Source organism: Arthrobacter sp. UYEF36 (assembly GCF_040547025.1).
Lineage (GTDB): Bacteria > Actinomycetota > Actinomycetes > Actinomycetales > Micrococcaceae > Arthrobacter.
On sequence record NZ_JBEPOX010000001.1, the window covers coordinates 374,254 to 393,236 of the forward strand.

At 64.9% G+C, this 18,983-nt stretch carries 14 protein-coding genes; 12 read left to right on the forward strand and 2 right to left on the reverse strand.

The window, feature by feature from the left end:
* Nucleotides 1–78: 78 nt before the first annotated feature.
* The 5 genes from ychF (at nt 79) to ABIB29_RS01845 (ending at nt 7,035) form a co-directional block, all read left to right on the forward strand.
* Entirely contained in the window at nt 79–1,164 is a 1,086-nt protein-coding gene (gene ychF / locus ABIB29_RS01825; RefSeq protein ID WP_354169527.1) for a redox-regulated ATPase YchF, read from the forward strand.
* Between the two features lie 129 nt (nt 1,165–1,293).
* Entirely contained in the window at nt 1,294–1,947 is a 654-nt protein-coding gene (locus tag ABIB29_RS01830) for an SDR family NAD(P)-dependent oxidoreductase (RefSeq protein WP_354169529.1), read from the forward strand.
* A 490-nt stretch (nt 1,948–2,437) separates the two neighbouring features.
* Nucleotides 2,438–4,219 carry an ABC transporter family substrate-binding protein gene (locus tag ABIB29_RS01835; RefSeq protein WP_354169531.1) on the forward strand — a complete coding sequence of 594 codons (1,782 nt, stop codon included), beginning with the start codon at nt 2,438–2,440 and terminating at the stop codon, nt 4,217–4,219.
* Between the two features lie 180 nt (nt 4,220–4,399).
* Complete coding sequence (locus ABIB29_RS01840; RefSeq protein WP_354169533.1) at nt 4,400–5,941, forward strand: ABC transporter permease; 1,542 nt, start codon at nt 4,400–4,402, stop codon at nt 5,939–5,941.
* Nucleotides 5,938–7,035: an ABC transporter permease gene (locus ABIB29_RS01845; protein WP_502915534.1), complete on the forward strand. Its 1,098-nt coding sequence runs from the start codon at nt 5,938–5,940 to the stop codon at nt 7,033–7,035. The genes ABIB29_RS01840 and ABIB29_RS01845 overlap by 4 nt, the downstream gene beginning before the upstream one ends.
* Before the next feature lie 33 nt (nt 7,036–7,068).
* Here the strand turns inward: ABIB29_RS01845 and ABIB29_RS01850 are convergent, their stop codons facing one another.
* Entirely contained in the window at nt 7,069–7,698 is a 630-nt protein-coding gene (locus tag ABIB29_RS01850; protein WP_354169534.1) for a PH domain-containing protein, read from the reverse strand.
* Nucleotides 7,699–7,777: 79 nt separating this feature from the next.
* Here ABIB29_RS01850 and ABIB29_RS01855 point away from each other — a divergent pair, with 79 nt between their 5' ends.
* The 5 genes from ABIB29_RS01855 (at nt 7,778) to ABIB29_RS01875 (ending at nt 15,283) form a co-directional block, all read left to right on the forward strand.
* Entirely contained in the window at nt 7,778–9,607 is a 1,830-nt protein-coding gene (locus ABIB29_RS01855; protein ID WP_354169536.1) for an ABC transporter ATP-binding protein, read from the forward strand.
* Between the two features lie 251 nt (nt 9,608–9,858).
* On the forward strand, nt 9,859–11,544 hold the full coding sequence (locus ABIB29_RS01860) for a peptide ABC transporter substrate-binding protein (protein ID WP_354169538.1): 1,686 nt from the start codon (nt 9,859–9,861) through the stop codon (nt 11,542–11,544).
* 139 nt (nt 11,545–11,683) lie between these two features.
* Nucleotides 11,684–12,613: an ABC transporter permease gene (locus ABIB29_RS01865; protein WP_354169540.1), complete on the forward strand. Its 930-nt coding sequence runs from the start codon at nt 11,684–11,686 to the stop codon at nt 12,611–12,613.
* A complete protein-coding gene (locus ABIB29_RS01870) occupies nt 12,603–13,553 on the forward strand; it encodes an ABC transporter permease (RefSeq protein ID WP_354169542.1) in 951 nt (316 codons plus the stop codon). The genes ABIB29_RS01865 and ABIB29_RS01870 overlap by 11 nt, the downstream gene beginning before the upstream one ends.
* 11 nt (nt 13,554–13,564) lie before the next feature.
* Nucleotides 13,565–15,283: an ABC transporter ATP-binding protein gene (locus tag ABIB29_RS01875; protein WP_354169543.1), complete on the forward strand. Its 1,719-nt coding sequence runs from the start codon at nt 13,565–13,567 to the stop codon at nt 15,281–15,283.
* Nucleotides 15,284–15,383: 100 nt separating this feature from the next.
* Here ABIB29_RS01875 and ABIB29_RS01880 read toward each other — a convergent pair whose 3' ends face one another.
* Nucleotides 15,384–16,277, reverse strand: coding sequence for an SGNH/GDSL hydrolase family protein (locus tag ABIB29_RS01880; protein ID WP_354169545.1), 894 nt, complete (start codon nt 16,275–16,277; stop codon nt 15,384–15,386).
* Nucleotides 16,278–16,556: 279 nt separating this feature from the next.
* Here ABIB29_RS01880 and typA point away from each other — a divergent pair, with 279 nt between their 5' ends.
* Entirely contained in the window at nt 16,557–18,485 is a 1,929-nt protein-coding gene (gene typA / locus ABIB29_RS01885) for a translational GTPase TypA (RefSeq protein WP_354169547.1), read from the forward strand.
* Nucleotides 18,486–18,519: 34 nt separating this feature from the next.
* A complete protein-coding gene (locus ABIB29_RS01890; protein ID WP_354169548.1) occupies nt 18,520–18,897 on the forward strand; it encodes a hypothetical protein in 378 nt (125 codons plus the stop codon).
* Nucleotides 18,898–18,983: the final 86 nt, after the last annotated feature.

An 18,983-nucleotide genomic window follows, 5' to 3' on the forward strand; every position in this document is an offset into this window, starting at 1 on the left:
GGCAACCCAACCGGCGAGCCAGCCAGCGAACCAGCCTGTCGCAGGGGACACCGGCCGCAGCAGGTAGAATTAGTCCTCGTGGCTCTTACTATCGGCATCGTCGGACTGCCCAACGTCGGCAAATCAACTCTTTTCAACGCACTGACCCGCAACCAGGTGCTCGCAGCGAACTACCCGTTCGCCACGATCGAGCCAAACGTCGGTGTGGTCAACCTGCCGGACCCGAGGCTTGCCAAGCTGGCCGCCGTCTTCGGATCGCAGCGCCTGCTGCCTGCCCCGGTGTCCTTCGTGGATATCGCCGGGATCGTCAAGGGTGCGTCCGAGGGCGAAGGCCTGGGCAATAAGTTCCTCGCCAACATCCGCGAGGCCGAGGCCATCGCCCAGGTTATCCGCGTGTTCGATGACCCCGACGTCATCCACGTCGACGGCAAGGTTGATCCCCGTTCGGACATGGAGATCATCAACACCGAGCTGATCCTGGCTGACCTTCAGACCATTGAAAACGCCATTCCCCGGATCGAAAAAGAAGTCAAGATCAAGAAGCGGGACGCCGCCGAGCTGGCTGCCATCAAGGCGGCCCAGACGGTGCTCGAGCGTGGCGACACCATTTTCGCCTCGGTCAAGACCGACAAGCTGGAGATGGAGCACCTCAGGGAGCTCAGCCTCCTGACCGCCAAGCCCATCATCTACGTCTTCAACTCGGACGAGGGCATTCTGGGCAGCCCGGAGAAGCAGGAAGAACTGCGCGCCATGGTAGCCCCGGCGGACGCCATCTTCCTCGACGCCAAGCTCGAATCGGACCTCGTGGAACTGGACGAGGAAGAGGCCCGCGAAATGCTGGAGATGAACGGCCAGGACGAATCCGGCCTGGACCAGCTGGCCCGGGTCGGCTTCCACACCCTCGGGCTGCAGACCTACCTGACCGCAGGACCCAAGGAAACCCGGGCGTGGACCATCCACCAGGGTGACACGGCCCCGCAGGCGGCCGGTGTCATCCACTCCGATTTCCAGCGCGGTTTCATCAAGGCCGAGGTTGTCTCCTTCGACGATCTGATCGAAGCCGGGTCCATGGCGGAGGCGAAGTCCCGCGGCAAGGTTCGCATCGAAGGCAAGGAATACGTCATGGTCGACGGCGACGTCGTTGAATTTAGGTTCAACGTGTAGCTCACAGAATTTTGAGACGGCCCCATCTGCTTCGGCATATGGGGCCGTTTCTGTTGGTGCGATTTGAGCATCCGCTCAACAAACCGACTTGCGCTGGGCTACCTGCCGCACGTGATTTAGGATCTACCCATGACGACTCTTCAGGGTGCGGTTGTTCTGGTGGTCGGCGCCACCGGCGGGCTCGGCTCGCGCATCGCCGCTCAGCTGGAGAGTAACGGCGCCATCGTTGTCCGGTCGTCAAAGTCTGCTGGGCACGATCTGCGCGCACCCTCTGTGATCCGGGAGGTGCTGGATGCCACGAATGTGCAGCACGGACGTCTCGACGGGCTAGTGGTTGCGTCCGGGGTCGTCGCCTTCGGCGCTGCATCAGACCTTGAACCCGCCACGGTGGACGAACTATTCGCTGTGAACACCACCAGTGCGATCCATCTCATTACCCAGAGCCAGCCCTACCTCGCGGCCTCGGCACAAGACGGCCGGGAGCCCTTCGTGGTAACACTGAGCGGCGTTGTCGCTGAGACACCCGTCGCCGGTCTGGCAGCATACTCGGCGTCGAAAGCTGGGCTCGCGGCCTTCGTTGTCGCAGCGGCGCGCGAGTATCGTCGCGCGGGCATCCGAATCGTGGACGCCCGCCCAGGCCACACTGGCACCGCGCTGTCCGAGCATCCGATCGCCGGGTCAGCGCCGCGATTCGGAGCGGCGCTGGATCCAGACCTGGTTGCAGCGCGGATCATCACCGCGATCGTCGATGGCGAGAAGGATCTGCCCAGCACCGCCTTCTAGGCTCGGTCGACCGTGGACACCGCCTCGCAGCGCTGGTGCACCGTCCCGGATTTCGACCAGAACACCAGGTTCTAACCCATGGTCGAAACAACGAAGCTAAATGGAGCCCGCGGGCGGCACGCTTATTGGGCCACGGAACGTGGTGGAGTTCCGCTTCAACGTCTGACGGATTGATGAATTCATCAAGTAATTAAGGATTAACTCGAGAAGCCCCGATTTGAGAATCGGGGCTTCTCCTGTGTCCGGGTAGGTTAGCCGGGGTCGTCCGGGACGTCAATAGGCCTCGACGAATTTTTCCAGCGAGAAGGCGTCCAATGTTGCAGCTCTGTAACGAACTTTACAGTGGGTCAACTTTCTTCGCCCGGCGCTGAATTTGGGGTTTACGCTACATCCCATGTGAGACGGACCACACTGCCGCTGGGGGAGTGTGGACGTCTGCCCGGTGCCTACGGCCTCGGTCTCATCCACACCACAGAAACAAGGAGGCGGAATGCGCTTCGGTCGTATTTCCAAAGCAGTGGGCGTGGCAGCAGCAGCTGCCCTGGCCCTCAGCGCCTGCGCAGGCAACAGCGGCGGGACAACCCCGACCACTGCTGCGGCAGCAAGCAAATCAGGGGGATCTGCAACAGTCGTGGAGGTGAACGCCTTCAACACGTTCAATCCCAACACGGCTGATGGCAACACAGACATCAACTCGAAGATCAGCTACGCCACCCACTCGGGCTTCTTCTACATCGACAACAAACTGAACGTTGTCCGCAACGAGAAGTTCGGCAAGATGGAAAAGGTCTCGGACAACCCGTTGACGGTGAAGTACACCATCAACGAAGGCGTGAAGTGGTCGGACGGCACTCCCGTGACCGCAGCCGACCTCGTCCTGCAGTGGGCCGCCTTCTCCGGCTACTACGATGATGCCGACGCAGAGGCAAAGACCGGCACGTCCTACTTCTCCTACGCCGGTGACCCCACAGGCATCGCCCTGACGGATTTCCCGGAACTTGGCGAAGACGGCCGCTCCATGACCCTGACGTACTCCAAGCCGTTTGCTGACTGGGAAATCGCCATTGGCGGCCCCGGCATTGACATCCCGGCCCACGTCCTGGCCAAGAAGGCAGGCCTGGCGGATGCCAAGGCATTCGTTGACCTGGTTAAGGAAATGCCGCGCGGCGACGCCACGGCACCCCAGCCGGCCAACGCCCAGCTCCAGGCCATGGCGGAGATGTGGAACACCGGCTTCGACTCCAAGACCCTGCCGGCTGACCCGGACCTGTACCTCTCCAACGGCCCCTACATTGTCAAGGGTGTCGACCAGGACCAGTCCCTGACCATGGTCAAGAACAAGGACTACAACTGGGGTCCGGAAGCCAAGCTGGACGAAATCACCGTCCGCTACATCGGCTCCGCTCCTGCCCAGGTGCAGGCACTCAAGAACGGCGAAGCCGACATCATTGCACCGCAGGCTTCGGCTGACACGGTGGAACAGCTCACGGCCCTCGAAAGCCAGGGCGTCACGGTCGAGGTCGGAAACCAGCTCTCCTACGACCACATCGACCTCAACTACAGCGGCGTTTTTGCTGAGAAGAGTGTCCGCGAAGCGTTCATGAAGAGCGTTCCGCGCAAGGACATCGTCGACAAGATCGTCAAGAAGCTGGACCCGGAGGCTGCACCGCTCGACTCGCAGCTGTTCGTGCCGGACCAGGCCCTCTACGCCGACTCTGTCAAGGCAAACGGATCCTCCGCCTTCCAGGATGTCGACATCGAAGGTGCAAAGTCGCTCCTCGCCGGTGCCACGCCGGAAGTCCGCATCATGTACAACAAGGACAACCCCAACCGTGCGGACATGTTCGCCCTGATCAGCGAATCGGCCACCAAGGCAGGGTTCAAGATCGTCGACGGCGGCCTCGGCAAGTCGGACTGGGGCAAGGCCCTGGGTGACGGCAGCTACGATGCCACCATCTTCGGCTGGATCAACTCCGGTGTCGGCGTCTCCGGCGTTCCGCAGATCTTCAAGTCGGGCAACGACTCCAACTTCAACCAGTTCAGCGATCCGGAAGCCGACAAGCTCATGGACGAACTCATTGTCACCACCGACAAGGGCAAGCAGGATGAGCTGATCAAGCAGATCGACCAGAAGATCTGGGCTTCTGCCTACGGCCTCCCGCTGTTCCAGGCAGTTGGCGTGGACGCGTACAGCGACCGCATCACCGGCGTGAAGTACATGCCGAACCAGACCGGTGTCTGGTGGAACTTCTGGGAGTGGGCACAGAAGTAGCCGACGACCGCAAGTGACACTTGCTAGCTAAAGGCGTCGGGACCGGGCATTTTGGTCCCGACGCCTTTCTAGCGAAAACCCCTGTAGATGCCGGGTCCTGCCCCAACATCCGCGGGGAAACGGCCAAACTCTGCGACCGGTCCGGGCAACCCCTGGGCCCGAATACCGAGGTTCTATCCCATGGTGACCTACATAGTCCGGCGGCTCATCACTGCCGCCCTCATACTTCTCGGCGCATCCTTCCTGGTGTATCTCCTGACAGCGGCGTCAGGGGATCCCCTGGAGGAATTCCGCGCCAGCAGCGCCCCCAACAAACAGCAGCTCATGGACGCACGCACCGAGCTGCTGCAACTGGACACACCTGCCCCCATCCGGTATTTCCACTGGCTCGGCGGTGCGGCGCAGTGCCTCATCCCGTTCGCTAACTCCTGCGACCTGGGCAAGAACATCGCGGGCCAGCCCATCACCGATGCCCTGGGCCACGCGCTGGTCCAGACCCTGACCCTGGTCACCGGGGCCACTGTGCTGGCGATTCTGATCGGCATCACGCTCGGCATCATCACCGCCCTGCGCCAGTACAGCACACTGGACTACGGTGTGACGTTCATGGCCTTCCTGTTCTTCTCCCTCCCGATCTTCTGGGTCGCGGTGCTCCTGAAGGAGTACGGCGCCATCGGGTTCAACAACTTCCTTCGGAATCCCGAGATACCGATACCGGCAGCGCTCGCCATCGGCGCCGTCCTGGGTGTCCTGACGGCTGTGACCGTCGGCGGCGAGATGAAACGCAGGCTGCTCATCGGCGGCGTCGCCTTCCTGTTCGCGGCGGCCGTGCTGATGTATTTCTCCGCCACCGAGTGGTTCAAAACCCCGGGTCTGGGCCCGGTCGTCATCGCGATTGCCGGCGTCGGCATTGCGTTCGCCGTGACCCTGCTCTCGGCAGGGCTCAAGAACCGCAAGGCGCTGCAGTCAGCCCTGATCGCCGTCGGGGTTGGACTGGTGGTCTACTTCGTCATCCAGCCGCTGCTCAACGAGGCAACCATCCTGATGATCGTGCTCCTCGCGGTCGCAGCGGTCCTTGTCGGGCTGGGCATCGGCTACCTGATGGGCGGCTACGACCGCGGACAGTCCATGCGGGCCGCAGCGCTCACCTCGTTCCTGGTCGGGTTCCTGATCCTGCTGGACCGCTACATGCAGGCGTGGCCCACCTACTTCAACAACAGCCGGGTCCGGGGCCGCCCCATCGCCACCATCGGCGCCAGCACCCCGAACATCGAGGGTGATTTCTGGATCCTGAGCCTGGACTCCTTCACGCACCTGATCCTGCCGACCATGGCACTGATCCTGATTTCACTGGCCGGCTACACGCGCTTCACCCGGGCCTCGATGCTGGAAATCATGAACATGGACTACATCCGGACCGCCCGGGCCAAGGGCCTGTCCGAACGGACCGTCGTCATGCGCCATGCCTTCCGCAACGCGCTGATCCCGATCGCCACCATTGTGGCCTTCGACATCGGCGGGCTGATCGGCGGCGCCGTCATCACCGAAACGGTCTTCTCCGTCCGCGGAATGGGCTTCCTGTTCCTGGACGGCATCTCGCATGTCGATCCCAACCCCGTGATGGGCGTCTTCATCTGTGTCGCCATCACAGCCATGGGTTTCAACCTCATTGCGGACCTTGCGTACTCCGCACTTGATCCGCGCGTAAGGGTAAAAGCATGAGCCAGCCAAGTCAGCAGGACGAAATCATGGCCGAAGAGGCCGGGCTGCCGCCGGTCGGCATCGAGCCGGTCCTGGAGGCCAAGGGCTTGAGCCAGGGTCAGATCGTCCGGAAACGGTTCCTGGGCCACTCCGGGGCCATCGTCGGGCTCGTCGTCTTCGCCATCATCTTTGTCACAGCCTTCACCTCCGTGGGTTACTGGGGCATTCCCGGGTGGTGGAAATACAGCCACGACCAGGTCACCCCCTTGGTCAACGACGGCGTGCCCACCGCCTCGCTCTGGCCGCTGGCCTGGGGCGAACACCCCTTCGGCCAGGACCGGATCGGCCGCGACCTCTTCGCCATGACCATGCGCGGCGCCCAGCAGTCCATCACCGTCATGTTGGTGATCGGGCTCATCGCCGGCCTGGTCGGCGTCGTGGTCGGGGCCCTGTCCGGCTACTTCCGCGGCTGGACGGAAGCGGTGCTGATGCGCCTCACCGACGTCATCATCATCATTCCGGGGCTGCTGCTCGCCGCCGTGATGGCACAGATGGCCGGCCGGCGGGACTCCGGCAGCTGGTTCGCCTCCTTCGCCAGCAGCAACGGCATCCTGGCGCTGGGTATCTTCCTCGGCCTGATCACCTGGGTGGGACTTGCCCGGTTGATGCGCGGGGAATTCCTCTCGCTGCGCGAGCGCGAATTCGTCGACGCGGCCCGGATCTCCGGGGCCAGCAACGCCCGGATCATCTTCAAGCACATCCTGCCGAACGCCGTCGGTGTGCTGATCGTCAACGTCACGCTGACCATGTCCGCCGCGATCCTCACCGAGACCGCCCTGAGCTACCTCGGCGTCGGCGTCAAGGCGCCGGACACGTCGCTCGGGCTGCTCATTTCGCAGAACCAGGAGGCTTTCGCCACCCGGCCGTGGCTGTTCTGGTATCCCGGCCTGTTCATCGTGCTGATCTGCCTGAGCATCAACTTCATCGGCGACGGCCTGCGGGATGCGTTCGATCCGCGCCAGAAGAAGTTCAACGCCAAGAAAGCCAAAGACACCGGCCGGCATCCCCTCGAAGCGGCTCCCGTCACCGCGTTCAAAGAAACCAAGGGTGACTAGATGCCGGCCCCCTGCAGTGACCGCACGGCCGGGCTACCGGGCGGCGATCGACCAGTAGCTGGCCACCAGCAACAGGACGACGACGGCGGCCGGCGCCCAGCGGTAGGTCACTTTCACCGGTGTGGTGGCGGCATCGCCGGCGGCCAGTTCGCCGCTTTCCACCAGCTCATTCCAGCGCGCCCGCACCATCCGGGCAGCCTGGCCGGAGTCCGTGGTCTTCAGGTCCCCGGGCCGCACGGACTGGCCGGGACCGTAGGTTGTTGCCGGCAGGCCGCGGAGGTCCTCCGGGCGGGCATTGCGCCCGCCCCAGATGCCCGGCGCCGGTGCGGCCCAGGCCACGTAGCTTTTGCGGGCTGTGACCAGGGTGAGGGCAAAACGGGTATCGACATGAACCAGGGCCTCCCAGGGCACATGGATCGACCGGAACGGGTTCTCCAGGGTGACGCCGTCGTCGTGCACCACAACGGCGGGCATCCAGAACAGCTGCCAGCCCAGGAACGCGACCAGCAGCAGCGGTGCCGTTCCGGCCAGCGCCGCCGGGCCGGCGGTGATCGCCGTGACGGCGATGCCGAGGGCGGCCACGGTCCAGGACAGCCAGGCGAACCACGCGTTCGTTCGGGCCTTGAAGATTTCAACGGTACCGGCATGCGGCGCAGAGCTCATGCCCCCAATATTTCAGTATTCCGAGCCGCAGCACTAATCCCCGGTGGACCGGCGGCCCGGGTGGAAGGAAAGCCCCATCATGACTGACTTCATCACCCTCGATCCGGCCGTTACCCCGGCGCCGGGCAAGAGCGAACCCGTACTGGAAGTCCGCGGCCTCAGCGTGGACTTCGGTGTGGACAAAAAGTGGGTGCCTGCCGCCATTGGGTTGAACTACGAGGTACGCGCGGGTGAAGTGCTCGCGATCGTGGGGGAGTCCGGCTCGGGCAAGAGTGCCAGTTCGATGGCCCTGCTGGGCCTGCTGCCGTCCAACAGCCGGGTGACCGGAAGTGTGAAGCTCGCCGGGAAGGAGCTGCTGGGGACGGACGAGGCCAACATCCGGGCCGTCCGCGGCAAGGAGGTGGCCGTGATCTTCCAGGAGCCCATGACCGCCCTGAACCCGGTGTACACCGTAGGCGCACAGATTGTGGAGACTGTCCGGCTGCACAGCGAGGTTTCACCCGACGAGGCCCGGCTGCGCGCCCTGCGCATGCTCGAGCTCGTCGAGCTGCCGGACCCGGAGAAGGCGTTCCGGTCCTATCCCCACCAGCTTTCCGGTGGCCAGCGGCAGCGCGCCATGATCGCCCAGTCCCTGTCCTGCGATCCCAAGCTGCTGATCGCCGACGAGCCCACAACGGCGCTCGACGTGACAGTCCAGGCGGAAATCCTGGACCTTATGCGCAACCTGCGGAACAAGCTGGACAGCGCGATCGTCCTGATCACCCACGACATGGGCGTGGTTGCCGACCTGGCGGACCGGATCGCCGTGATGCGCCGCGGCGTGATCGTGGAAACGGGGACGGCCGCCGAGATCTTCCACAATCCCCAGCACGAATACACGAAGGCCCTGCTGGCCGCCGTTCCGCATCTCGGCCAGGGCGGCGCGGATGCGGCCGTGGAAGTGGACGTCACCGCAGCCCTCGCCGCCGCCACGCACGCCGAACTGAGCTCCATCCCGGAAGAGCAGCTGCGCCGCCGCGAGCGGGAAAACGCCGCGGCCCTGGCAGCCGCAGGAGCCGCCACGCCGCAGGGACAGCCGGTGCTGGAGCTGACCGACGTGGCAATCGAATACCCCAAGCAGGGACGCGTGCCCGCGTTCCGCGCCGTGGAAGGCGCCAACCTGGTGATCTATCCGGGGCAGGTTGTCGGGCTGGTGGGGGAGTCCGGTTCCGGCAAGACGACCATCGGCCGCGCCGCCGTCGGGCTGCTGCCGGTTGCGGCCGGCACCATGAAAGTCGTCGGCCAGGACATTTCCGCCGCCAAGCGGAACGGCCGGCAGCTTCACGAGATGCGCCGCCATGTTGGCATGGTGTTCCAGGACCCGTCGTCGTCGCTGAACCCGAGGCTTCCGATTGGCGAGAGCATTGGTGAGCCGATGTTCCTGGCCGGGGTCGCGAAGGGCGCCGAGCTGCAGCAACGGATCGAGGCGCTGCTGGACCAGGTGGAGCTGCCGCGGAATTACCGCAACCGCTACCCGCACGAGCTCTCCGGCGGACAAAAGCAGCGGGTCGGCATTGCCCGGGCGCTTTCGCTCAAGCCGAAACTGATGGTCGCCGATGAGCCCACCTCGGCCCTGGACGTGTCCGTGCAGGCCAAGGTGCTCGACCTGTTCCAGAACCTGCAGAAGGAACTCGGGTTCGCCTGCCTCTTCGTCACCCACGACCTCGCGGTCGTCGACGTGCTGGCGGACCGGATCTGCGTGATGCAGCGCGGCCGCATCGTCGAGCAGGGCTCCCGGGACCAGATCCTGCGCAATCCGCAGGAGCCCTATACCCAGCGGCTCCTGGCGGCGGTGCCCCTGCCGGATCCGGAAAAGCAGCGGGAGCGCCGCGAGTTGCGGGCCCAGTTGCTGGCCGCCGGACCGAGTTAACCCTCCGTAACCGGGATCGCCCGGCAGCGAATACTACCAGCCGGTAGCGTGTGACTTGAAATACATCGCACTTGACGCTAACAGTCACGCTTTTGGTGGGTCACGGTTTGGCAACAGAGTTCCACCATCTGGACACTCTGGGGTTAGGCTACTCGTATATGTAGGCCACGTCACAGGGGATACCCCTGTGCCTGCCTGCGGGGAAGCATAAGTTTTTCCCCTACGAACTCCCACAACTCTTAGGAGGCGGAATGCGTTTTTCGCGCACTTCCAAAGCACTGGGCATGGTGGCCATCGCCGCTCTCGCCCTGACCGGATGCGGCGCCGGAGGCGGTACCTCAAACGGTGCCAGCCAGGCTGCCGGCGACCCCAACAAGGTCATCACCGCGTACAGCAACGAACCGCAGAACCCCCTGATGCCCGCCAACACCGGTGAAGTCTATGGCGGCCGCGTTGTCGAGCTCCTCTTCGAGGGTCTGACCAGCTACGACCCCAGTGGCAAGTCAGTCAACGCCCTGGCCGAGTCCATCGAATCCCCGGACGGCCAGAACTACACGATCAAGGTCAAGAAGGGCACCAAGTTCACCAACGGCGAGGACGTCACCGCCAAGAGCTTCGTTGATGCCTGGAACTTTGCCGCGCTGAGCACCAACGCGCAGGGCAACAGCAGCTTCTTTGAATCGGTCGAAGGCTACGACGCCGTCAGTGCCACGTCGAAGCAGACGGGAGCGGACGGCAAGGAAACCGAGGTTCCCGCCCCCACCGCCGAGACCCTCTCCGGCCTGGTGCTGACGGATGATTCCACGATCACGGTCAAGCTGACGCAGCCGGAAGCCGACTGGCCGCTGCGCCTGGGCTACTCGGCCTTCATGCCGCTGCCCGCCGACGCCATCAAGGACCCGAAGACGTTCGGCGAGAACCCGGTCGGCAACGGCCCGTACAAGATGGAGAAGGAAGGCGCCTGGCAGCACGACAGCCAGATCGCCCTGGTCAAGAACCCTGACTACAAGGGTGCGCGCGAAGCCAGGAACGGCGGCGTGACCTTCAAGTTCTACACCGATCCGGCCCCGGCCTACACGGACATCCAGGCCAACAACCTGGACGTCACGGACGTTCTGCCCACGAACGCCCTGACGACCTACACAATGGACTTCCCGGAGAACAACCTGAACAAGCCGTACGCCGGCAACTCCACCCTGAACATCCCGGGCTACCTGCCCGAGTTCCAGGGCGAAGCGGGCCAGCTGCGCCGCCAGGCGCTCTCCATGGCGATCAACCGCGAGGAGATCACCAAGGTCATCTTCTCCGGCACCCGCATCCCGGCCAAGGACTTCACCTCCCCGGCTGTTGACGGCTACAACGACAACGTGGCCGGCTCCGAGGTCCTGAAGTTCGACGCCGCCAAGGCGAAGGACCTCTGGACCCAGGCTGACGCCATCAGCCCGTGGCCCGCAGACAAGACCCTGCAGCTCGCGTACAACACTGACGGTGGCAACAAGGAATGGATCGACGCCGTTGCCAACAACTTCAAGAACAACCTGGGAATCAAGGCCGAAGGCCAGCCGTTCGCCAAGTTCGCCGAAATCCTGAAGCTGCGTTCCTCCAAAGAGCTGCCTGGCCTGACCCGCGCCGGCTGGCAGGCAGACTACCCGTCGCTGTACAACTTCCTGGGCCCGCTCCTGAAGACCGGTTCCAGCGCCAACTACGAGGGCTACTCGAACCCCGAGTTCGACCAGCTCCTCACCGAAGGCCTGGGCGCCCAGTCCACCGACGACGCCAACAAGAAGTTCACCGCGGCGCAGGAGATCCTGTTCAAGGACCTCCCCAACCTGCCGCTGTGGTACTCCGCACGCCAGGCTGTCTGGAGCCAGAATGTCAGCAACGTTGATTCCGGCTGGAACGGCGTTCTGCAGTACTGGGCCATCACGGCCAAGTAGTTCCTGAGTTCTGCGGAACTCATTTCCACATCACTAAAGCTTGGGGGTCCGGCCTAGCCGGGCCCCCACATGCTTGAAACCGGCAGGAAGCTGTCCCCATGATTCCCCTTCGTTCCACCATCTCACCGGAGGCGCTGCTGTGATCCAGTTCATCCTCCGGCGCCTGCTGCAGGTCATTCCGGTATTCCTCGGAACCACCCTGCTCGTCTACTTCATGGTCTTTGCCCTTCCGGGCGACCCCATCCGCGCGCTCTTCGGCGACCGCCCGCCGAGCGAGGCGGTCATTGCGCAGCTGCGCCAGCAGTACAACCTGGACGAGCCGTTCTGGGTCCAGTACGGTTTGTTCCTGAAAAACCTCTTCACCTTCAACCTCGGCGTCGACTTCACCGGCCAGCCGATTGCCGACACCCTGGCGCGCGTCTTCCCCGTCACGGCGATGCTCGCCATCGAGGCCCTCATCATCCAGGGCGTCTTCGGCATCGCCTTCGGCCTGGTCGCCGGCCTGCGCAAGGGCGGCATCTTCGACAGCACGGTCCTCGTGCTGTCGCTGGTGGTGATCGCCATTCCGACCTTCGTGCTCGGCTTCGCGCTGCAGCTGCTGGTCGGTGTCCAGCTGGGGTGGGCCAAACCCACGGTCGGCTCGAATGTCACGTGGGGAAGCCTGATCCTTCCCGCGGTGGTCCTCGGCATGGTGTCCTTCGCCTACGTCCTGCGCCTGACGCGTGCCTCCGTCATCGAGAACATGAACGCCGACTATGTCCGCACCGCCACCGCCAAGGGACTGGCCCGCCGCCAGGTCGTGACCACCCACGTCCTGCGCAACTCGCTGATCCCCGTCATCACCTACCTCGGCGCGAGCCTGGGCGGCCTGATGGGCGGCGCGATCGTGACGGAAGCCATCTTCAATGTCCCCGGCGTTGGCCAGAAGCTCTACCAGGCCATTCTCCGAAGTGAAGGCCCCACCGTGGTCGCCATTGTGAGCGTCCTGGTGCTGGTCTTCGTTCTCGCCAACCTGTTGGTCGATCTGCTGTACGCCTGGCTTGACCCGAGGATCCGCTATGAAAACTAACCGAAATTATGAGCACTTTGTTGCCCCGGTCGAGGAAACCCCTCTGCTGGCAACGGATGCGGTCAAGGTCGACGACGCCCCGCTGAGCCTGTGGGCAGACGCCTGGCGCAAGCTCCGCCGTCGTCCGCTCTTCATCATTTCCGCGGTCATGATCGCGCTGATCATCGTGGTGGCGCTCTTCCCCGGGCTGTTCACGCAGGTGGCCCCGGATAACGGCTGCGTGCTGTCGAACTCCAACGGCGCGCCCACCGAGGGACACCCGCTGGGCTTCACCTTCCAGGGCTGCGACATCTATTCGCGCATCATCCACGGCACCCAGGCCTCGCTGATGGTCGGTGTGTTCTCGGTGATCTCCGTCCTGATCATCGGCGTCACCCTTGGCGCCCTGGCCGGCTTCTTCGGCGGCTGGGTGGATACCGTGATCGCCCGCCTCGGCGACATCTTCTTCGCCCTGCCGATCGTCCTCGGTGCCCTGGTCCTCACCCAGCTTCCGCTGATGCGTGAAAACCGCGGAGTCGGAACCGTGGTCCTGGTCCTCGTGGTGCTCGGCTGGCCACAGATGGCCCGCATCACCCGCGGCGCCGTCATCGAGGTGCGCAACGCCGACTTCGTGACCGCCGCCCGCTCGCTTGGTGTCTCCCGGCTGGGATCCCTGGTCAGCCATGTGCTCCCGAACGCGCTGGCGCCGATCATTGTGCTCGCGACCATGGAACTCGGCGTCTTCATCGTCGCCGAGGCCACGCTCTCGTTCCTCGGAATCGGCATGCCCGGCTCCGTGATGTCCTGGGGCAACGATATTTCCGCCGCGCAGGCGTCCATCCGCACCAACCCGGCTGTCCTGCTCTACCCGGCGACAGCCCTGTCCATCACCGTGTTGAGCTTCATCATGCTGGGCGACGCCCTCCGTGATGCCCTCGACCCCAAGAGCCGTCAGCGATGAAGGAGGCACACATGACAACTTCCGACGTCACGATTCTCGAGGCCGGAACCCCGGCCGACCGGCCCCTGCTGGAAATCCGCGATCTCGCGATCTCCTTCAAGACCGGCAGCGGCGAGGTCCAGGCCGTGCGCAACGCGCACCTGACCATCATGCCCGGCGAAACCGTCGCCATTGTGGGCGAGTCCGGATCCGGCAAGTCGACGACGGCGCTGGCCGCGATCGGTCTCCTGCCCGGCAACGGCCGTGTTGCCGGCGGGCAGATCCTGCTCGACGGCGAGGACATTTCGCACGCGTCCGAGAAGCGCATGATCGAACTGCGCGGCAACATCATTGGTATGGTCCCGCAGGACCCGATGTCCAACCTGAACCCGGTCTGGAAGATCGGCGACCAGGTCAAGGAGACGCTGAAGGCCAACGGCCGACCCAGCGGCCCGGACGACGTCGCCAAGGTCCTGGCGCAGGCCGGGCTGCCGGACGCCGCCCGGCGGGCCAAGCAGTACCCGCACGAGTTCTCCGGCGGCATGCGCCAGCGCGCGCTGATTGCCATCGGCCTGTCCTGCCAGCCGCGCCTGCTCATCGCCGATGAGCCGACGTCGGCACTGGACGTCACCGTGCAGCGCCAGATCCTGGACCACCTCGAAAAGATGACCTCGGAACTGGGCACCTCCGTACTGCTCATCACCCACGACCTCGGCCTCGCGGCCGAGCGTGCCGACAAGGTCGTGGTCATGTACCGCGGCAACGTCGTCGAGGCCGGTCCGTCCCTGGAGCTGCTGCAGAACCCGCAGCACCCGTACACGCAGCGGCTGGTGGCCTCGGCGCCGTCGCTGGCGTCGCGGCGGATCCAGGTGGCCAAGGAACTTGGCGTCTCGACGAACGAGGTGCTGGTCCCCGCCGGGGCCGCTGCCGTGGAACCGGCTTTGTCGGAAGACGTGCTGCAGATCCAGAACTTGAGCAAGGTCTTCAAGCTGCGCTCCGGGTTCGGCAGATCGACCGACTTCACCGCCGTCGACGACGTCTCCTTCAGCGTCAAGCGCGGAACCACGACGGCGATCGTGGGCGAGTCGGGTTCCGGCAAATCCACCGTGGCGCAGATGGTGCTGAACCTGCTGGAGCCGACCTCCGGAAAGATCATCTTCGACGGCGTGGACACCTCCGCGCTGAACAGCAAGGAGATCTTCGCTTTCCGCCGCCGGGTGCAGCCGATCTTCCAGGACCCGTACGGCTCCCTCGACCCGATGTACAACATCTACCGGACCATCGAGGAACCGCTGCGGGTCCACAAGATCGGGGACAAGGCCAGCCGCGAGAAGAAGGTCCGCGAGCTGCTGGACCAGGTGTCGCTGCCGCAGTCCACCATGCAGCGGTACCCGAACGAGCTCTCGGGCGGCCAGCGCCAGCGCGTCGCGATCGCGCGGGCCCTGGCTCTGGATCCTGAGGTCATCATCTGCGACGAGGCCGTGTCCGCGCTGGACGTCCTGGTGCAGGCGCAGGTGCTGAACCTGCTCGCGGAACTGCAGTCCCGGCTGGGCCTGACCTACCTGTTCATCACCCACGACCTCGCGGTGGTCCGGCAGATTGCCGACCACGTGTGTGTCATGGAGAAGGGCAAACTGGTGGAGACCGGCTCGACCGACGACGTCTTCGACGCGCCGCGGCAGGACTACACCAAGGCGCTGCTGCACGCCATCCCGGGTGCGCGGCTGATGCTGCCGCCGGAAGTGGCCTGAGCTGCCTGAACCTGGCTGAATGAACCCAGCCGACAAGACACCGGAGCCGGTGTCCGCCCCCGGGGTGGACGCCGGCTCCGGTCGTTTAAGGCCGGGACGCTCAGCGGCTTGAGCTGGCCTCCGCTGGCCCGGGTGCCGGGGCCCGGAAGCCGAAATCGCCCAGCCGCCGGGCGAGCAGCTCACCCAGGGCGGCATGCCCTTTGGGGCCCATGTGCACGCCGTCGGCCATCAGTTTGGTGAGGTTATGGCGCGTCAGCCAGTCGCCGACGCCCACAAACGGAATCGAATGCCGGGCTGCGACCGTGCCCAGCAGCGCGTCCACCTCGGTGCGGCGCCCGCCGCCGTGGGCGGCACCGCGGGCGAGGGTCCCGACCATGGCCAGCCGGGCCCCGGGGTAGCGCTGCCGGACGCTGGCGATCAGCCGCTCGGCGTTGGCTGAGATCTGCTGGTCGGTGGCGCCGCGGGAGGCGTCGTTTCCGCCGCCTTCGATGACCACGAGGGGCGGCGAGCCGTAGGGGAGCAGCCAGTCGCCGCGCTGCAAAGCGTCGATGTAGTTGCCGGTCGTGCCGTTGGAGGTAACAAATCCGGTGCCGCCCCGGCCGCAGAAGTGGACTTGATAGCCCAGACTGGCCAGTGCCGTCCGGGGCCACGAAAAAGAGGGTTCCGACTGGGAATCGCCGATCAGCACGGCGGTCCGGGCGATGTCCCGCACTACCACTTCGTTGCGGCCGTTGGCGGGATTCCGGTAAATGCTGCCCGCCGGCATGCTTTCCGGCGTCGCCCGGGTTAGTTGCCGGTTGCCGTTCGCGCCCGCAGTCATCGGCTCACCGGGAACCCCGCCGGGTGCGGGAACGCTCTGGCCGTAGAGACCGCCCCCGTGGGTGGCGCCGTCGTCCGCGGTGCGGGCGGGGGGTGTCTGTCCGCAGCCGGCAACCAGGATGCCTACGGCGATCAGCGGTGCGACCAAGCGGGACAGAGCCGAGGTGCTGCGCATTGATGTCTCCGTGCTGGCTGCTGCTGTCAGAGCAATGATGGGGCATGGGGGCCGGAATATCCAGTGACTTTACTCACATCCGGCGCGCCGATTTCCCGTCCTGACTACTCCTGACCACCCGGCGGGTCCACCGGGAATGAGGGTTTTTAGGCCAATAAATGCCCTAGCGTTTAGAATGGATGAAGGTGCCCTGTGCCAAAGGGGCGCATCCGTCGTGCGTTCCGGTTGGAAATGTCGCGATACAACAGCTGACTTCACCACTGAATCGAGCAATAACGCATGTCTGAAACCACCACCAACACCGCGGTAGCCACTGCATCGCGCAGTGACCTGCGCAACGTCGCGATCGTGGCCCACGTTGACCACGGCAAGACCACCCTGGTCGACGCCATGCTCAAGCAGACCAACTCCTTTGCCGCCCACAACCACCTCGAAGACCGGGTCATGGACTCCGGCGACCTTGAGCGTGAAAAGGGCATCACCATCCTGGCCAAGAACACCACGGTGGCCTACAACGGACCGTCCTCCAAGGGCGAGACCATCACCATCAACGTCATCGACACCCCCGGCCACGCCGACTTCGGTGGCGAGGTCGAGCGCGGCCTGTCCATGGTCGACGGCGTCGTCCTCCTCGTTGACGCCTCTGAGGGCCCGCTGCCCCAGACCCGCTTCGTCCTCCGCAAGGCCCTCGCCGCGCACCTGCCGGTGATCCTCCTGGTCAACAAGACGGACCGTCCTGACGCCCGGATCGAAGAAGTTGTGCACGAGTCCATGGACCTGCTCCTGGGCCTGGCCTCCGACCTCGCCGACGAAGTTCCGGACCTGGACCTGGACAAGATCCTCAACGTCCCGGTCGTCTACGCCGCCGCCAAGGTCGGCCGTGCATCCCTCGAGCAGCCCGCCGACGGCTCCGCTCCCGAGAACGAGGACCTGGAACCGCTGTTCCAGGCCATCATCGAGCACATCCCGGCGCCGACCTACAACCCGAACGGCGTCCTCCAGGCCCACGTCACCAACCTGGACGCCTCCCCGTTCCTCGGCCGCCTGGCGCTGCTGCGCATCTACAACGGCACACTGCGTAAGGGCCAGACCGTTGCCTGGGCGCGTGCCAACGGTGAAATGAAGAACGTCAAGATCACCGAACTGCTGGCCACCAAGGCGCTGGACCGCGTCCCCACCGAGTCCGCCGGCCCCGGCGAGATCGTCGCCGTCGCCGGCATCGAAGAAATCACCATCGGTGAGACCCTGACCGACGTCGACAACCCGCAGCCGCTGCCGCTGATCACCGTTGACGATCCGGCCATCTCCATGACCATCGGTATCAACACCTCGCCGCTGGCCGGCCGGGTCAAGGGTGCCAAGGTCACGGCCCGCCAGGTCAAGGACCGCCTGGACAAGGAACTGATCGGTAACGTCTCCATCAAGGTGCTCCCGACCGAGCGCCCGGATGCCTGGGAAGTCCAGGGACGTGGCGAGCTCGCGCTGGCCATCCTGGTTGAGCAGATGCGCCGCGAAGGCTTCGAGCTGACCGTTGGCAAGCCGCAGGTTGTCACCAAGCTCGTCGACGGCAAGGTCCACGAGCCGATGGAGCACATGACCATCGACGTGCCGGAAGAGTACCTGGGCGCCGTCACGCAGCTCATGGCTGCCCGCAAGGGCCGCATGACCAACATGGCCAACCACGGCACCGGCTGGTGCCGCATGGAGTTCATCGTTCCGGCCCGTGGCCTGATCGGTTTCCGCACCAAGTTCCTCACGGACACCCGCGGCGCTGGCATTGCAGCGTCCATCTCCGAGGGCTACGAGCCGTGGGCCGGCCCGATCGAATACCGCACCAACGGTTCGATGATCGCCGACCGCGCCGGTGTTGTGACGCCGTTCGCCATGATCAACCTGCAGGAACGCGGATCCTTCTTCGTCCGCCCCACCTCCGAGGTCTACGAGGGCCAGATCGTCGGCGAGAACTCCCGCGCCGACGACATGGACGTCAACATCACCAAGGAAAAGAAGCTCACCAACATGCGTGCCGCTTCCTCCGACACCTTCGAGAACCTGACGCCCCCGCGCGACCTGACCCTCGAAGAGTCGCTCGAGTTCGCCCGCGAAGACGAGTGCGTCGAGGTCACCCCGGAATCCATCCGCATCCGGAAGCTCATCCTGGACGTCAACCAGCGCGCCAAGTCCAACCGCGCCCGCGCGAAGGTCTAGTTTTCGCGTTCTCCGCTGAAACAACGGATCGTTTGTGAATAAGAGAGCTGCCGGCATGGCAGGCGGTATTGCCGCCGCCGTGCCGGCAGCTCTTTTTGCTGCCCTCGCAGGCACGATGCTGCACGGGCGGGACGTCCTGGTCGCAGGTGTAGAGGTGCCCTGGGGTGCTGCCGCCGCGCTGGTGCTGCTGGGAGCCATCGAACTGTGGCTCGGTGCCACATTCCGTTCCGCGCTCCCGACGGCGGTCTGCGGCGCGGTCTGCTACGCGCTGGCAGGCTGGTGGTCCACCCTGGAGAACGGAAAGCGCCTGATCATCGGCGACCTGGCCGGGAACCTCTGGATCTACGGCATCGCGGTGGTCACCATCGGCATGCTGGCCTGGTGCCGCCGCTACCGCCCAGCCCAAGCCTAGGCCCACTGCCGCCGCACACCCCCGCCCCGGGGGGACATGCCCATTTTTCGCCCTCCGCCCCGCAGGACATGCCCATTTTTCGCGGC